General features: G+C 40.6%; 12 protein-coding genes. 2 read left to right on the top strand and 10 right to left on the bottom strand.

Annotation, left to right across the window (positions count from 1 at the left end; translation table 11 throughout):
- Window positions 1-91: 91 nt before the first annotated feature.
- The 4 genes from CXF72_RS07455 to CXF72_RS07440 form a co-directional block, all read right to left on the bottom strand.
- Window positions 92-475, bottom strand: coding sequence for a redoxin domain-containing protein (locus tag CXF72_RS07455; RefSeq protein WP_101038225.1), 384 nt, complete (start codon window positions 473-475; stop codon window positions 92-94).
- Window positions 476-707: 232 nt separating this feature from the next.
- Window positions 708-1742: a zinc-binding alcohol dehydrogenase family protein gene (locus CXF72_RS07450; RefSeq protein WP_101038223.1), complete on the bottom strand. Its 1035-nt coding sequence runs from the start codon at window positions 1740-1742 to the stop codon at window positions 708-710.
- Between the two features lie 187 nt (window positions 1743-1929).
- Window positions 1930-3609 carry an LssY C-terminal domain-containing protein gene (locus CXF72_RS07445; RefSeq protein WP_101038221.1) on the bottom strand — a complete coding sequence of 560 codons (1680 nt, stop codon included), beginning with the start codon at window positions 3607-3609 and terminating at the stop codon, window positions 1930-1932.
- Window positions 3610-3629: 20 nt separating this feature from the next.
- Window positions 3630-4040, bottom strand: a complete 411-nt coding sequence (locus CXF72_RS07440) for a DedA family protein (RefSeq protein WP_101038219.1) — start codon at window positions 4038-4040, stop codon at window positions 3630-3632.
- A 241-nt stretch (window positions 4041-4281) separates the two neighbouring features.
- Between CXF72_RS07440 and CXF72_RS07435 the strand changes: the two genes are divergently transcribed.
- The gene (locus CXF72_RS07435; protein WP_101038217.1) at window positions 4282-5121 is read left to right on the top strand and encodes a choice-of-anchor H family protein; all 840 of its coding nucleotides are present in this window, start codon (window positions 4282-4284) and stop codon (window positions 5119-5121) included.
- A gap of 98 nt (window positions 5122-5219) precedes the next feature.
- Here CXF72_RS07435 and CXF72_RS07430 read toward each other — a convergent pair whose 3' ends face one another.
- From CXF72_RS07430 to CXF72_RS07405, 6 genes are all read right to left on the bottom strand, one after another.
- Entirely contained in the window at window positions 5220-7895 is a 2676-nt protein-coding gene (locus tag CXF72_RS07430; RefSeq protein WP_101038215.1) for a cation-translocating P-type ATPase, read from the bottom strand.
- A gap of 360 nt (window positions 7896-8255) precedes the next feature.
- Window positions 8256-8465, bottom strand: a complete 210-nt coding sequence (locus CXF72_RS07425) for a cold-shock protein (RefSeq protein WP_011770217.1) — start codon at window positions 8463-8465, stop codon at window positions 8256-8258.
- A gap of 262 nt (window positions 8466-8727) precedes the next feature.
- Window positions 8728-10161, bottom strand: a complete 1434-nt coding sequence (locus CXF72_RS07420) for a sensor domain-containing diguanylate cyclase (protein ID WP_101038213.1) — start codon at window positions 10159-10161, stop codon at window positions 8728-8730.
- A gap of 256 nt (window positions 10162-10417) precedes the next feature.
- On the bottom strand, window positions 10418-10873 hold the full coding sequence (locus CXF72_RS07415) for an NfeD family protein (RefSeq protein ID WP_101038210.1): 456 nt from the start codon (window positions 10871-10873) through the stop codon (window positions 10418-10420).
- A 2-nt stretch (window positions 10874-10875) separates the two neighbouring features.
- Window positions 10876-11814: an SPFH domain-containing protein gene (locus tag CXF72_RS07410; RefSeq protein WP_101038208.1), complete on the bottom strand. Its 939-nt coding sequence runs from the start codon at window positions 11812-11814 to the stop codon at window positions 10876-10878.
- Window positions 11815-11934: 120 nt separating this feature from the next.
- Window positions 11935-12372 carry a VF530 family DNA-binding protein gene (locus CXF72_RS07405; protein ID WP_101038206.1) on the bottom strand — a complete coding sequence of 146 codons (438 nt, stop codon included), beginning with the start codon at window positions 12370-12372 and terminating at the stop codon, window positions 11935-11937.
- Between the two features lie 495 nt (window positions 12373-12867).
- On the opposite strand from CXF72_RS07405, the gene CXF72_RS07400 reads away from it, so the two are divergent.
- Window positions 12868-14286, top strand: a complete 1419-nt coding sequence (locus CXF72_RS07400) for an alanine/glycine:cation symporter family protein (RefSeq protein WP_101038204.1) — start codon at window positions 12868-12870, stop codon at window positions 14284-14286.
- Window positions 14287-14588: the final 302 nt, after the last annotated feature.

Genomic DNA, 14588 nt, shown 5'->3' with positions numbered 1-14588 from the left:
AAAAATAAGTTTATATTAGCATTCTGGCCGCATCAGGATAGTGTCTAATTTCAGTTATTCTAATAAAATCTGCGTAAGGTACAGCCGAGTGTTACTCTCGCCATTTTATTGAGCAGCCCATGCTGGAAGTTTGTTCTTTGGGGCCGTGACCGGTTTTGGCGATCAAACGCATGGCATCGAGCAGTTCATCAAATCTTCCGCGATACTGAAGTTCACCTTTAGCGTTAAACCCAAAAAAATCAGGCGTACACACCGCACCATATTGTCGACCAATTAACTGTTCTTTATCCACTAAATAGGGGAAATTAAAACCATATTGTGCAGAAAATAGCTTCATATTCTTTGGCGAATCAGCTTCTACAGACTCATAATCATTGGACATAATCGCCAACACATTAATACCTTCAGCCATCAACAACTTTGTATCCTCTGCCAGTTGCAGGCCAATGCGCTGAACGTTTTTTATTAGTGGCATGGTCGTCGGCCAGCACAGTGGTCGGAATAAGTAACTGCCATTAACCGTGCCAAAGTAAACCCAATTGTTTTGACTGTCGATAGTGAGCCTAAATGGATTGCATCACTGGTGCCATCTTCGCGTGATGCACCGATCAATAACCACATCGTGTGCTGGTGGCTTCCTTCTCTTTATTTGTAAGGGTTAACTCTTTTTTAAATATAATTGATTAAATGCTGATTTTTTCAAACACTTAGCTCAATTCGAAACCCTGTAAAACAATCTTGCCGATAGAGCGACCGGTTTCTAAAGCTTGGTGAGCCGTTCGAAGATTCTCCGCATTAATCGTTCCGAGATTTTTACCCAGCGTAGTTTGGATATAACCCTGGTCAATTAAATCCGCTACACGGTTTAGCAAGCGGCCCTGCTGATCCATATCTGCAGCCTTAAACATTGAGCGTGCAAACATGAACTCCCAATGCAGAGAAAGACTCTTCATTTTCAGTTTGGTGATATCCAAGGCCTTCGGATCATCAATCATGGCTATTTTGCCAAAAGGAGTCAGTAGCTCCGTATAACTTTCAAAATAACTGTCGGTGCTGTTTAAGCTTGCAACATGCGTTACTGAGCCAATACCTAATGCTTCTATTTGTGGTTGCAGGGCTTTACTATGATCAACAACATGATCCGCGCCTAATTTTTTAACCCAAGTTGCAGAGCTGCTTCGGGATGCCGTAGCGATAACCGTGGCACCGGTGATGGCTTTCGCCAGCTGAACTAAAATAGAGCCAACACCACCTGCCGCGCCAACAACCAAAATCACTTCGTTAGAAGTTTCTTTTGAGTCTGCTCCCTGCTGCTCAATAGACAGATGTTCAAACAATATTTCCCAAGCCGTGATCGCCGTCAGCGGCAGTGCGGCAGCTTCAGCGTAGGACAAACTTTTTGGTTTGTTGCCCACAAGACGTTCGTCAACCAGCTGATATTCAGCGTTACAACCCTGACGAGTAATATCACCGGCATAATAGACAATATCACCCGGATTGAAGTGTGTGGCATCTTCGCCGCTCGCAACCACTTCGCCAACAGCATCCCAACCAATCACTTTGTATTCACCCTTCGCAGGGGGCGTATTTAAACGCACTTTATAATCCGCCGGATTAACCGCAATCGCTTTGATTTTAATCAGTAAGTCGCGGCCCGTTGCAATAGGTTCGGGCAGCTCAATGTCGGTTAAAGAGGCATTGTCTGTAATAGGTAATGATTTAGTATATCCAATCGCTTTCATAATAATTTTTCCCGTTAAATGGTCAGTGGTGTTCGATGGAAAGGATAATAACGCTGTTTTATCTTATTTAAACAGCATAATAATTGAAACATTATCAAATAATATTGGATAATGTTTCTTTAAATCAATCTTAAAGTGGCTGAGTTGCGCAGCATGGTTATTGTTGCTAACAGCACCGCTAAAAGCTTTATTGAAAGGCGATGATATAAGCCTTGCCGTCGGTAAAAAATTGATCACCCATAAAATTTTTACCTATTAGCGGCGCTACAAGTTGTATTTTTAGTTGCTGCTTTATTATGTTGGTCCTGTTGAGATCCACATATAAGCGCTCTCGTGTTATTTCTAAATCCGGCGAAATTTTAGGAATACCCCCCCATCGAAGGCCATCAAGGGTATTGCTCATGCCGACATAAATATGATGGCCGGTTTTCAATAATGATTTTGTGCGCCATATTTTTATATGCTGTGAATGACCGAAGAGTTGTTCACCGGTCGTTTTAGAGAGACTAAAATCCTGAGTTTTAGCATGCCAAAAAGAAGGTGAAAGGGGTGCGGATGGATAGGTGGTTTTCGATATCAGGGCATTAACTACTTTAGCAAATGATCGGATATTGGCCTTATCGGTTAGCATCCATCCCGCCTGCCGCAATCTGCCAAGCAGCTGATCATCACTTTCGGCAAGGAAAATAAAGTTTAATGGCTCCTGTTTTTCACCGAACAATGTCTCAGTATATTTCAGCTGTTCATTGACGAAGATATCAGTACTTTTCAATACAATAGCGGTGTTATTTAGTGGAACTTCTCCCAGTGGAGGGTGATAGCTTACTGCAAACCCCAGATAGAATAAGATGGCAGTTAAAATAAGCCCGAATGAAATCGTGCGAACGACCTTAATGGTAGGGGCTGAGACCTGCCTCTTTTTTTTATGTTTAAACCATTCGGAAAAAGAGATGGCAATAATCAGCCATATTGCGCCGACCAGATAACCGCTCCATACATCACTTATATAATGAACCCCAAGGTATATCCGGCTAAAGCCAATCGCTATAATAATTATTATTGTGGTAAAGAATATATTTACCTTTTTATGCCAATTTTGGGTAAAACGTATCAGCAAGTAGCCCAAAAACCCGTAGAATGCGACCGCTATCGTTGCATGCCCGCTGGGGAACGAAAAAGAATTTTCAGCATAAACAGCCATTTCCGGGCGAGGTCGATGGAAAGCCAGTTTCCCCAAATAGGTAAATGTCTCACTGCCAATAACCGCGATAAAAAGAGGGGAAATATAATCTTTTTTCTGCCACAACCAAAGCAGTGCAACTAAGACAGCTATAAAGACTGAAATAATCTGACTTTTACCCAGCAAGGTTACCCAGCTAAAAAGCGCCGTTAGTGTCTCATCGCGAAAAACAAAAAAAAGATTTGCAATACGAATGTCTGCGGCAACAATAGGATCAGACGTTATCAGATCTTCAACGATCCCACTAAGCAGGGCAATAACATAGAAAAATACCAGGGTTAACAGGGATAGCATTAAGCCTGAAAATGCGCTTCTATCCAACCTATCCTGAAAAAAAACGAGGCTACGCTGATGTTTCTGTCGCCATAAAATCACCTGATCATTATTTGAGATGGCTTCTTTGAACGATTGTAAAAGGGAGCTGGTAAGAAGCAAAAATTGTTTGCCTTGTTTAATAATTAAGTATTTAAAAAGGTAGAAACTGCCCGCAAGGATCAGCATAAAAGCAAAAAAAAGTCCCGCCCGAGAGAGCCACAATTCAGCGATATTAAGGGATTGTGCAAAGAGGTAACCGCCCAGAACCCATTGGCATCCCCAACCTATTCCACCGAGAATATTCCAAAACATAAATGTCCTTTTATTCATCCTTATACTACCCGCAATAAAAGGAGCAAGCTCTTGGCACCTGGAATAAACCGGCTCAACAAAACACTTTTTGCACCTTCTGCGTCCATAAAATTTTGTGCTTTTATAATATGGTTTTCCTTGAGAAGCCAGAAACCTTCTTTCAGCCATTTTGCGCCATATTTTCTGCCAAGATAATAATTTAGATTGTCGCCGATAATAGCGCCCAGAGCAGAAAACCAGATAAGATCACCCAAATCAAGGTAACCACGGGCAGAAAGCGCACCAAGGAAAAGAATAATTAATGATCCCGGTAAAAGCAGGCCGACAGCGAGGGTGGTCTCGAGCAGAGCGGCAAAAAAAGCAATCCAATATCCTGCAACTTTGAAGTGCTCAATGGACGGCAGTATATTATTGATTAGGTCATTCATCATGTTTAATCTCGTCGTTCAGGATATGTAATATATTTGAAGTGATTAAATAGCTCACCTTCAAACTAAAAATAGTCCATTTATTTTCAATAAGTTAATCATATCCCTTTTTCTTTTTCAGCAAAGCAATTAGCGGCTATCAATAAACATAAGGGATTTTTAGGGGAATATTTAACTGTTCAGTTTAGGTTCATGTTCAATAGGGTTTAATAGTCATCAATAACCCTATCAATACGAGTAAGCTATGAACAGTCAATTGATTAACAGAATAAAGCGCAAAGTAATCATAAACATTAAAGGTCAGTCGCTGAGTGTTAAGGCTATTTTTATTGCTTTAGTGATTATTTTTGGCGGTCAGGTTAATGCAGATCAGCTAAAAACAACCCAATCAACGGTTTCTTATGGGGTATTATCAGCGGCAATAAACGATCAAATGCGCTTAGATATAATTGACACTAATTATACCTCCGTCTTTTCAGACCAGCTAATAGGTAAAGCAACGGGAAAAAGCAGAGATGAGCAAATAACATTTCAAGATAGTCCATTAATATACAGAAGTTATGCGCCACAGTTCACTATCTACAATGCCTTTACCACACTGCAGGATGATTTTGATTTTGATGGCTACTATCGAACATTTAGTCTTGTTTTTGACGCAGATGTATACAGCTATGATGGTTATGACAGCAGCGCTGCTGTGTATGCACAATTATATTTAAGTAAAAATGGGGGGCCCTGGATCAATTATTACAGAACCGATGATTTCATTATTCACAGTGACAGTGATCAAGATGAATACGAAGTCATTACCAGCTTGGCGTCAGGATATAACGCGGATAACTACGACCTATTGATTGATTTATACCAAGTTGGTTATGACGGCATCGTTGCGACCTACAGTTCGAATGATAACCCAGCGCTTTACGCTCTGCCATTAGAAAGTGGTGACTATGATGACCTATATGTTGATACGGTTTATGTTCAGCACGGCGGTAGCTTCTCCTCGTGGTTGTTAATTATTTTATTTTTATTGCTCGCCGGCCGGGTTCTTAAGCCTCGTTTGAAATCACGAGATTCAGATTAAAAAAATAAAGTTTGCAGATACAAAAAAGACGATGATTTTTAAAATAGGGTGTCCGCAGCATTATTCTAGCCAATATACTGCGGGCAAGTGAGGCTCAGTTAATGCTTTAAACGTTTAATAAACAGTGTCAGTAACTTGCGCCCTTCTTCCAGAACCAAAATAGAGGCTGCCACTCCGTAGGCTATGCCCCAATCTGAGAAGCTCATTCCACCGACAGCAAAGATGGCCATTGCTGGTGGCCAGTGCACCGCAATAGCTTGCAGTACTACAACGGCTATAAGCGATGCCCAAAGCATCATGTTGCTGAACAGATAGGGATTAAAGGCAGAGCCAAACTCGTTTCGGGCATTAAATACGTTAAACACCTGAAATAAGACAAAGGTAGTGAATGCAAGAGTTAGCGCCCGTTGCTCAGAACCCGTTTGCAGCGCAAAGTATAAAACCGCCAGCGTGCCAACCATCATGGTAATACCGTAAGCGCTGATCTTCAGCAGCCGGGAAGCAGGCAGTATGGGATCGCTTCGACGACGTGGCGGTTCGGACATAATGCCCGAACGACCGGCATCTAATGCCAGTGAGACGGCTGGTGGGCCGTCCATTATAATTGCTATCCAGAGGATCTGAATAGGGGTAAATGGCTCAGGTAAGCCAAGCAGTGGCGCGAAAAAAACCGTCAAGATAGCGCCGATAGTGGTTGATAACTGGAATCGCACAAACTTTAAAATATTGTCGTAAAGTGACCGGCCCCGTTGTACCGCGAGCACAATAGTCGCGAAATTATCATCGACCAACACCATAGTGGCAGCCTCTTTTGCAACTGCAGTGCCGGTTATCCCCATGGCGACGCCTATGTCGGCACTCTTAAGGGCAGGAGCATCATTGACCCCGTCACCGGTCATAGCAACAACGTGCCCGACTGATTGCAGCGCACGCACTATTTTTACTTTCTGGCTTGGATTAACACGCGCAAAACAGATTGTTTGATCGATCATTTCCGCGAGCTCAGCAGAGTCCAATAAATCCAGTTCGGCACCACTGATAGCCCGGCCCTTTATGCCGAGTTCTTTTGCTATTGCGGCACCGGTCGCTTGGTGATCGCCAGTGATCATTTTAACCGCAATGCCCGCCTGTTTACACTGCGCAATGGCAGCTTTTACCTCGGGCCTGGGGGGGTCCTGTAAACCTAACAAGCTAATAAAGGTCAGTTCCTTGATCCACTCGCTGAGGTCTGCCGATGGATTGAACAGGTCTGCCGGGATAATCCGTGTCGCGATCAGTAAGCCGCGCAGTCCATCACCGGCGAAGGCCAGATATTGCGCGTCTATTTTGTCGCGTTCAACGCGACTTAATAACTTGCCTTTATTCGCATAACAAGACTCGCAAAATGGCAGTAAAGCATCCGGCGCCCCTTTAACGAATAACTGCACTTGATCATCAAGCTGATGAAAAGTGGCCATAAACTTGTGCTGCGCGTCGAACGGAATTTCCGCCATTCTCGGTAGCCGTTGGTTAATCTCAGCACCGGATACCCCCCCTTTCTCCGCGAGGATAAGCAAGGCGGCCTCCATTGGATCTCCCGTTATTTTTGCATCCTTGACAGAACTGTCATTGCAGACAATAAGCGCAATCATAAGCGGTTTTAGGTCCTGTTTTGTTTTATTGTCGCCTAAAGCTGTGATAGTTCCTTTCGCTTTGTATCCTTCACCGGAAACGTTAAAATGTTTGCTCTGGTAGTAAAACGCGCGAACAGTCATCTGATTGAGTGTCAAGGTGCCGGTTTTATCGGAACAGATAACGGTTGTGCAACCCAGAGTTTCCACACTTGCCAGGCGTTTCACTATCGCTTTCTGGCGGGCCATTTGACGCATTCCGAGGCTCAGCGTAACCGTGACGACTAAGGGCAACCCTTCAGGTATGGCGGCAACTGCCAGCGCAATAGCATCGAGTATAATGTGACTGAGTTGCGTGCCGCGCAATAATGACAGAAGTGCCATTATCCCGACTAATGTCAAGGCTACCACGGCCAGACGCTTACCGAGAATATCGAGCTGAATTTGTAAAGGTGTGGGTGACTCTTTGGTCGCCGCAAGCTGTTCTGAAAGGCGTCCCGTTTCGGTTCGTGTACCTGTTGCGGTGACCACAAATTCAGCGCGTCCCTTGGTCAAAATGGTATTCATGTAAACCATATTTATGCGGTCACTCAGGACTGCGTCGAAAATTGACAATACAGAGCTGTCTTTCACTACCGGCTGTGATTCACCCGTTAATGCTGATTCATCAATTTCTAGTCCGGCGGCGATAAGTAATCTGCCATCAGCGGGAACACGATCACCCGCCTCTAACAGCACGATATCTCCTGCGACTAATTGTTCAGCTGGAATCTTAATTTTTTGAGCATCTCGTTTGACATGTGTTTTAACGGGCAACATTTCCTTCAACGCAGCCAGGCTGCGTTCGGCACGATATTCTTGATAGAAGCCCATTGATGTATTGATCAACACCACAACCAATATGACAACCGCATCTTTAATGTTACCGATCAGTGCAGAGAGAAGCACCGCAGCAAGCAGAATTAAAATCAGCATACTTCTGAACTGTATTAAGAATACTGACCATGCTGGGCGAGCAGGTTCCTCGGGCAGGAGATTAGGCCCATTTTGATAATATCTCTCTTTTGCCCGCACCCAGGAAAGTCCGGTTTGCTGCTCAACTTCAAGCCTGGTAATCACTTCCTGCGCAGACTGAGTATGAGCAGCAGTTATTTCATTGAGCATATTCCATCCTAGGCTTGTTTATTTTTGTCAGCAGTACTGCGTCACAACAAAGCAGAAGCGCTGACTGTGCAGTTAAAAGTATGTCTATGCTTATGGTGTAAAAAGGCTTGGGCACGCAATTTTTTCGCGCGTAGGCCATGACCCTTTAATAAATATAGTTGATAGCAACATAAATAAACGAAATTAATGACACAGAGAGCGATTAATCAAAAGGAAAAGAGAGAGGGGATTGTTAGTTAAAATGTAGCAGGATCTTGTCGTTACTTTAAAATTGACAAAAAAAATGGCAAACCCGTAAAGGTTTACCATTTCTTTAATATTAAATTAGCTCAGTATAAGAGCTAAAATATCTTAGCTAAATTAAAGCGCTACGATATTTTCTGCTTGCGGGCCTTTTTGACCTTGCGTTACAGTGAATTCTACTTTTTGGCCTTCAGCTAAAGTTTTGAAACCTTCGCTTGCAATAGCACTAAAGTGAGCGAATACATCTGGACCAGATGCTTGCTCAATAAAACCAAAACCTTTAGATTCGTTGAACCACTTAACGGTTCCTTGTACTGTATTAGACATAATAATATCCTGTAATTTGAATGTAAAATTGCCTTCAAGAGGCTTTAATAGCGTAAAACAGACTGGCACTTAAAAACTACAGAGCGTGTATTATGAATAAAACAACGAAATGGAGAATGTAAACAAAGGCTTTCTTTTTTTGCTGATGCATAATATACAGAACCTAAATAAAAGAGCAAGTATTTATTTTAAAATAAATACTTGCTTGGTAACTTCAGGCCCTGGCTTCAGTTAATCGAACGAGGAATACAATACCCTTTCATCAAACGCAGACAACTTGGTTTTTCCCATTCTCTTTTGCTTTATAGAGGGCTTGATCTGCCCTGTCTAACAGTGAATCGAGCGTATCCTGAACAGTAACAGCTGTAAGACCAAAACTGGCCGTTATTTTTATATTTGTTAATTGCGATAAAGCGCTATCTTTTTCAATACATTCTCTGATTTTTTCAGTGATCAATTTTGCGTTTTCTAAGTCAGTATCAATAAAAGCGACAATAAACTCTTCTCCACCCCATCGCCCTATGATGTCCGTCTGACGAATATTATTCTTTAAAATATCGGCAACACGTTGCAGTACTTTATCTCCGGTTTGATGGCCAAAGCTATCATTTACATTTTTAAAATCATCCAAATCAAAAAAAGTTAGAGATAACTGACTGTTCCGCCGTTTGCACAGCAATAAAAAATGCTCTAGCGCTTGATTAAATGCTCGGCGGTTTTTTAAATTGGTCAATTCGTCATATTTAGCAAGATGTTCCATATCTTTATAATATTTATTGACGGTTTTTAAAATCAAAAAGGCGACCAGAAGTGTCGCAAATAGTGAGATTAGCAAGTTAAAGTAGAATGTTTTTTTTACATCCAATAAAAATCCCGAACGTTTTGCCTCGACAACTAAATAGAGATCCAGCTCAGGAATATACTTTGTGTTCATTAAATACTCTTCGTTTTCCTTTGTGTATTCAATCAGCTTATATTCTTCACTCACTATTGAATCTTTCAGGATCTTTAGTTCGGAAATATGTTTAGTATCCTTTAGGGGGGTCAAACCATGTTCATAGATAACGGTTTTATCCGCTTGATTAAAAAAATAAACATTAAAATTATATTTATTCCTGAAATAGTTGAGCATCTCGTTTAAATCTGAAATTTTTAAGCCGATACCCGTCGCGCCTATCACATGAGACTGTTGATCATAAATTTTGTGGTTGATAAACATAATCATCGCACCATCAATATTTTCATTGAAATCAAAGTTAATCTCATTTTTATCAGGGGTTCGAATAAAGCGAAAATACCAAGCATTATTTGGATTATCTTCAGTAAGCTCTTCTAACAACCCCTCGGCGGTATAATAATTTTTGGTCTTTTCAGAGACAAGAAAGGTGACCAGCAACTTGTTTTTATTTTTAATAACTTCAAGGTATTTTGAAATTTTATCAACATCATCTTCATGATTAATTAACCAGTCTTGCAGGAAAGTATCATTGGCCATCATGGAGGAGACAATATTAGGTCCCATAATTTGTTCTTGAATTTCCATTGAGATGTTATCAGCGGTTAACGGCAAAGAACGTTCTCTGAGCTGCACTTCTGTTGAATTGAGAGCTACCCTATAATTCACTGTGGAGATAATGACTGAAAGTGTCACTAATAAAAAAGTTATAATGATAACGATGCGATATTTAGATTTCATGAATTGACCTGTTTAATAAGCCATTATTATATAATGACAAAATCTTTCTGTTTCATTAATTGTAGCCCAGCAATTAACGGTTTGATTATAAATAAGCATCAGAGTCATTACGTTTTGTCATCGTTGAGTGCTTTTACCAAGAGCTGAATGTCGAGCTGCTATGTCACTACTATCTGTGCTTTTATATATAGGATTTTAGCTCAGAAAATCTCAAATAACTGCACTATCTGCGCAGTCATTTGAGCTGTTTTACTGATTATTCAACCCGAGCAACGGTCAACAACCCTACTTCTACTTCTATTATTTTGACCTCGGTTCCGGCGGAGAGTGGCTGTTTTGCTTTGACCTGCCAACTGATACCTGAATAGCGATGAGTGACCGTTTTTCCGACCAACAGCTCTTCAGTTAATACAAATTGATGTCCGATCATGTCATTATTGACATGTTTTGACTCAACTTTATTTTGCATTTTTTTCATTGGCTTCCAACTGATTAATGCTACGACAGTAGATATGATAGCCGTTACCAATAATGAATTAAGAAAGGTTTCCGGGATAACGCCTAGTGCCATTAGGGCACCGGTCGCAATGGCGCCGACCCCAATAAAAAACAAAACAAAAGTCGAAAAACCCAATACAAGAACTTCAACGGCTAATAAAATAAGCCCCAATACGATAAAACTTTGTCCCAAATGCGCTAAAAAATATTCCATAATTAGCCTTTATTATTTAAGCTATTAATGATGGTCATCGCCTGTGCAACAATAGAAGCAGCATCATTACCACTATCGGGCAGCAATACCACTGACGATTCTTTAGCAATAGCAGCCTTAGCTTCAATCGCCTTAGTCGCCAAATCGAGTTGAATCGCTTTTTGTCCCTGCTCGGTATTAGCGGCTTCACCCACCTTTATTAATGCTTCTGCCTGCGCCTCGGCAACGGCGATAATAGCATTAGCCTCACCTTGAGCACGCAGTATCTGCTCTTCTTTTTGAGCTTCCGCCTGTAGGACCACCGATTGTTTTTGGCCTTCTGCAACGTTAATCGCAGACTGCCTATCACCTTCAGACTCTAATATTTGCGCCCGTTTTACACGCTCGGCTTTCATTTGCGCTTCCATCGCTTCCATAATGCTTTGTGGTGGCACAATGTCTTTGATTTCGTAACGTAAAACTTGAATACCCCATGGACCAGCGGCTTCATTAATTGCTGCCACAATATTAGTATTAAGCACATCACGTTCTTCAAATGTTTTATCCAGCTCCATTTTACCCAACTCAGAACGCATGGTTGTTTGTGCTAATTGAGTGACTGCGAATAAATAATCATCGACTCCGTAACTAGCCTTATACGGATCCAATACTCTAAAATAAAGAACGCCATCGACACTTAACGAAATATTGTCTTTCGTAATAGCACTTTGACTTGGTACATCGATCGCTTGCTCTTTAAGCGAACGGTCTGATCCTATGTGATCAATGAAAGGAAAAATAAAATTTAAACCGGCTTCCCGGGTCGATTGGTATTTACCAAAACGCTCGATCAGATAAGCCCTGTTTTGTGGTACAAAAATAATTGATGATTTTAGAATAACGACAACTAAAATTAAAATTAATACTTCAATTCTCAATAAATATTCAAATAAAATGTCCATATAGTATCCTTTAATAAAAAAATGACCTCGGATTAAGAGTAACCTTTTGTTCTATAAGTGCAAAATCCTTTATTATGCAGTGCAATATTATTGCACTGCTGTTCAACTTATCACAAAAATTTACTTTATTCCCCAAGGATTACTCGGATCATAGGCAGGCTCTGAAGTGCGTTGCTTTGTTGCACTACCCACTGCTTTGTAGATTCTTAATTTTGATGCTTTATCTAACTGTAATATAGATTCTTCAGTAATATCGGCAGGTTCGTCGGTTTGTTGATCACTTGGGATTTGGCGATCACGGGGCGGTATCGCTAATTGTTTATTATCTGGATATGGAAAATTTTTATACTGATAAAGATAAAAATTTTCCACTTTTTCTCTTGCCCACTGATTATTACGCAAAAATTTTGCTGTCGATTTCATTCCTGTATGATATTGGAAACGATCAATGCACATGCCCTCACTTAATAACTCCCAACCATAATGCTCAGAAATTTCTGTTAATAGCAGTTCCAATTTAAGGCCGTATAAGGGATTGTTCGGTTTTTTATCGGTCATTTATATTCCTCAGTATGACGCAAAACGGGTTATCTGACTGATAACTTAATAATCTATTATGTCGTTAATTTAACTAATAACCTAATTGAAACTATTAAAGAAGACCCTTTGTTAATTAGCTACCAGTGACAATAATATTTATTGTCACTGGTAGGGGCATTGCAAAAACAGATAAGACGCAATAAACAGGCTGAAAATGATTTATTTAAATCAAGATGAGCTAGTTAAAATCGCAATATAGTTCTCCATCTTATTTTATAATATTTAGTGTTATTGATATCAGTTATTAATGATTGTAAAAAATAAAAAAAAGATTGCATAACAGCATCTTGACAGTTTTTTGAGCATGATTCGCTTAAAAGGAGAACACCCTGTATACTCCGGCGCTTCCCTGATTCCGTACACAATTGATGGTGTTTTAATGTCAAATCGTCTTTTGCTGTGTTGATAACCTTTAGTGAATCAGAAATAAAAACAAAAATAAAAGGAAATAAAGTGGAATTAATAGAATCAATGTTTGGGATCATTAGCGATCTTACGTGGGGATGGGCACTTATTCCATTTCTGGTTATTTTTGGCCTATTCTTTACTGTGATGACCGGATTTGTCCAATTTACCTTTTTTGGACGTATGTTCCGTGTTCTGCTAAACAGCAATCAAACTAAGAATAAGAATGCAATTTCTGCCCGTGAAGCGCTTTTATTATCAATCGGTGGACGGGTTGGCGGTGGTAATATTGCCGGAGTTGCTGTTGCTATTACCCTAGGCGGGCCGGGAGCTGTTTTCTGGATGTGGGCAATAGCCTTAGTCGGCATGGCAACCAGCCTTGTTGAATGTTCTCTTGCGCAACTATATAAACGAAAAGAAGACGGTAATTTCCGTGGCGGTCCTGCACGTACTATTATTTACGGGTTGGGTGAGAACTACCGCTGGTTAGCTTATCTTTATGCAGTTTGTTTGATTTCTTCATTTGCTATTGGCTTTAATGCCTTTCAGGGAAACACTGTTGCAGGTGCTGCACAAGACAGTTTTGGGATCGATCGTCTTTGGACCGGTTTAGGTCTGGCGCTAATTACAGGTTTTATTGTTTACGGCGGTATTAAACGTATTGCTAAAACGGCAGATATTATAGTGCCGATAATGGCAATCAGTTATGTTGCGATGGCACTGTTTGTTATCTTGCTTAATATCACTGAAATTCCGGCGGTGCTTACCTCTATTGTATCTAACGCCTTCGGTTTAGAAGAAGCAGTTGGTGGTGGTATGGGTGCAGCATTAGCACAAGGTCTGCGACGCGGGCTATTCTCCAATGAAGCAGGTTTAGGTTCTGCCCCTAACGTTGCCGCAACCGCTGACGTTAAACATCCTATCAGCCAGGGTATCACCCAATCACTTTCAGTTTTTATCGATACGATGCTGATTTGTAGCTGTACTGCGTTTATTATTCTGTTAGGTGATGTTTATGTACCGGGTGCTGATGCTATAGATGGTGTTGTACTGACACAACAATCACTCGTTTATCATGTGGGCGACTGGGCACAATATTATCTGACGGGTGCGATTTTTCTCTTTTCGATCAGCTCTATCATTTATAACTATTATTTAGGTGAAAATGCATTAAGTTTTATGTCAAAAAATAAAATTTATATACATATTTTGCGACTCACTGTTGTTTTTGTGGTTTTCCTTGGGGCGGTAGCACCAGGGGCAACCGCTGTATTTTTCTTTTCAGATCCGATGATGGGTATTTTGGCTGTGGTAAATTTATTGGCCTTAATGATGTTGTTCCCGACGCTAATGCGTCTTCTGAAAGACTACAAAGATCAGTTGAAAACAGGCGTTGAACACCCCGTGTTTGATGCACTAAAGTTTCCTGATTTGAAGATTGATCTTAAAGCATGGCCTAAAAAATAGTCCTTATTTTAGTTTCTTTCAAAAAGACAGGCCGCATTATGCGTCCTGTCTTTTTTTTGGCTTTAAAAAATATTATATGTTTTAACCGCCCCATTTCTCTTAGTTAGCATTTATTTGATCATCCTTGATTATTTTTGCCTGTAAGCGTAAAAGAAAAAACGCTTAAATTTCAGATGAACTGCGCCTTTTTTTATTTTCACTAATAACAAGAGATTATAAATAGCTTCTTGAAAAGAGATCATGTTTAAATTTAATCCCAATGATCGCATTCTTAGATAATAAAAATCTGTCCAATAACTCAC

Source organism: Psychromonas sp. MB-3u-54 (assembly GCF_002836415.1).
Classification (GTDB): Bacteria; Pseudomonadota; Gammaproteobacteria; order Enterobacterales; family Psychromonadaceae; genus Psychromonas.
The sequence above is the reverse complement of the archived record's forward strand: the minus strand, read 5'-3'. Positions and strand labels throughout refer to the sequence as shown.

Coding starts and splice junctions, on each gene's coding strand:
- CXF72_RS07430 (WP_101038215.1), bottom strand. CDS start 7,895: ATGCTCAATGAAATAACTGCTGCTCATACTCAGTCTGCGCAGGAAGTG.
- CXF72_RS07440 (WP_101038219.1), bottom strand. CDS start 4,040: ATGATGAATGACCTAATCAATAATATACTGCCGTCCATTGAGCACTTC.
- CXF72_RS07420 (WP_101038213.1), bottom strand. CDS start 10,161: ATGAAATCTAAATATCGCATCGTTATCATTATAACTTTTTTATTAGTG.
- CXF72_RS07450 (WP_101038223.1), bottom strand. CDS start 1,742: ATGAAAGCGATTGGATATACTAAATCATTACCTATTACAGACAATGCC.
- CXF72_RS07455 (WP_101038225.1), bottom strand. CDS start 475: ATGCCACTAATAAAAAACGTTCAGCGCATTGGCCTGCAACTGGCAGAG.
- CXF72_RS07435 (WP_101038217.1), top strand. CDS start 4,282: ATGAACAGTCAATTGATTAACAGAATAAAGCGCAAAGTAATCATAAAC.
- CXF72_RS07410 (WP_101038208.1), bottom strand. CDS start 11,814: ATGGACATTTTATTTGAATATTTATTGAGAATTGAAGTATTAATTTTA.
- CXF72_RS07405 (WP_101038206.1), bottom strand. CDS start 12,372: ATGACCGATAAAAAACCGAACAATCCCTTATACGGCCTTAAATTGGAA.
- CXF72_RS07425 (WP_011770217.1), bottom strand. CDS start 8,465: ATGTCTAATACAGTACAAGGAACCGTTAAGTGGTTCAACGAATCTAAA.
- CXF72_RS07445 (WP_101038221.1), bottom strand. CDS start 3,609: ATGTTTTGGAATATTCTCGGTGGAATAGGTTGGGGATGCCAATGGGTT.
- CXF72_RS07415 (WP_101038210.1), bottom strand. CDS start 10,873: ATGGAATATTTTTTAGCGCATTTGGGACAAAGTTTTATCGTATTGGGG.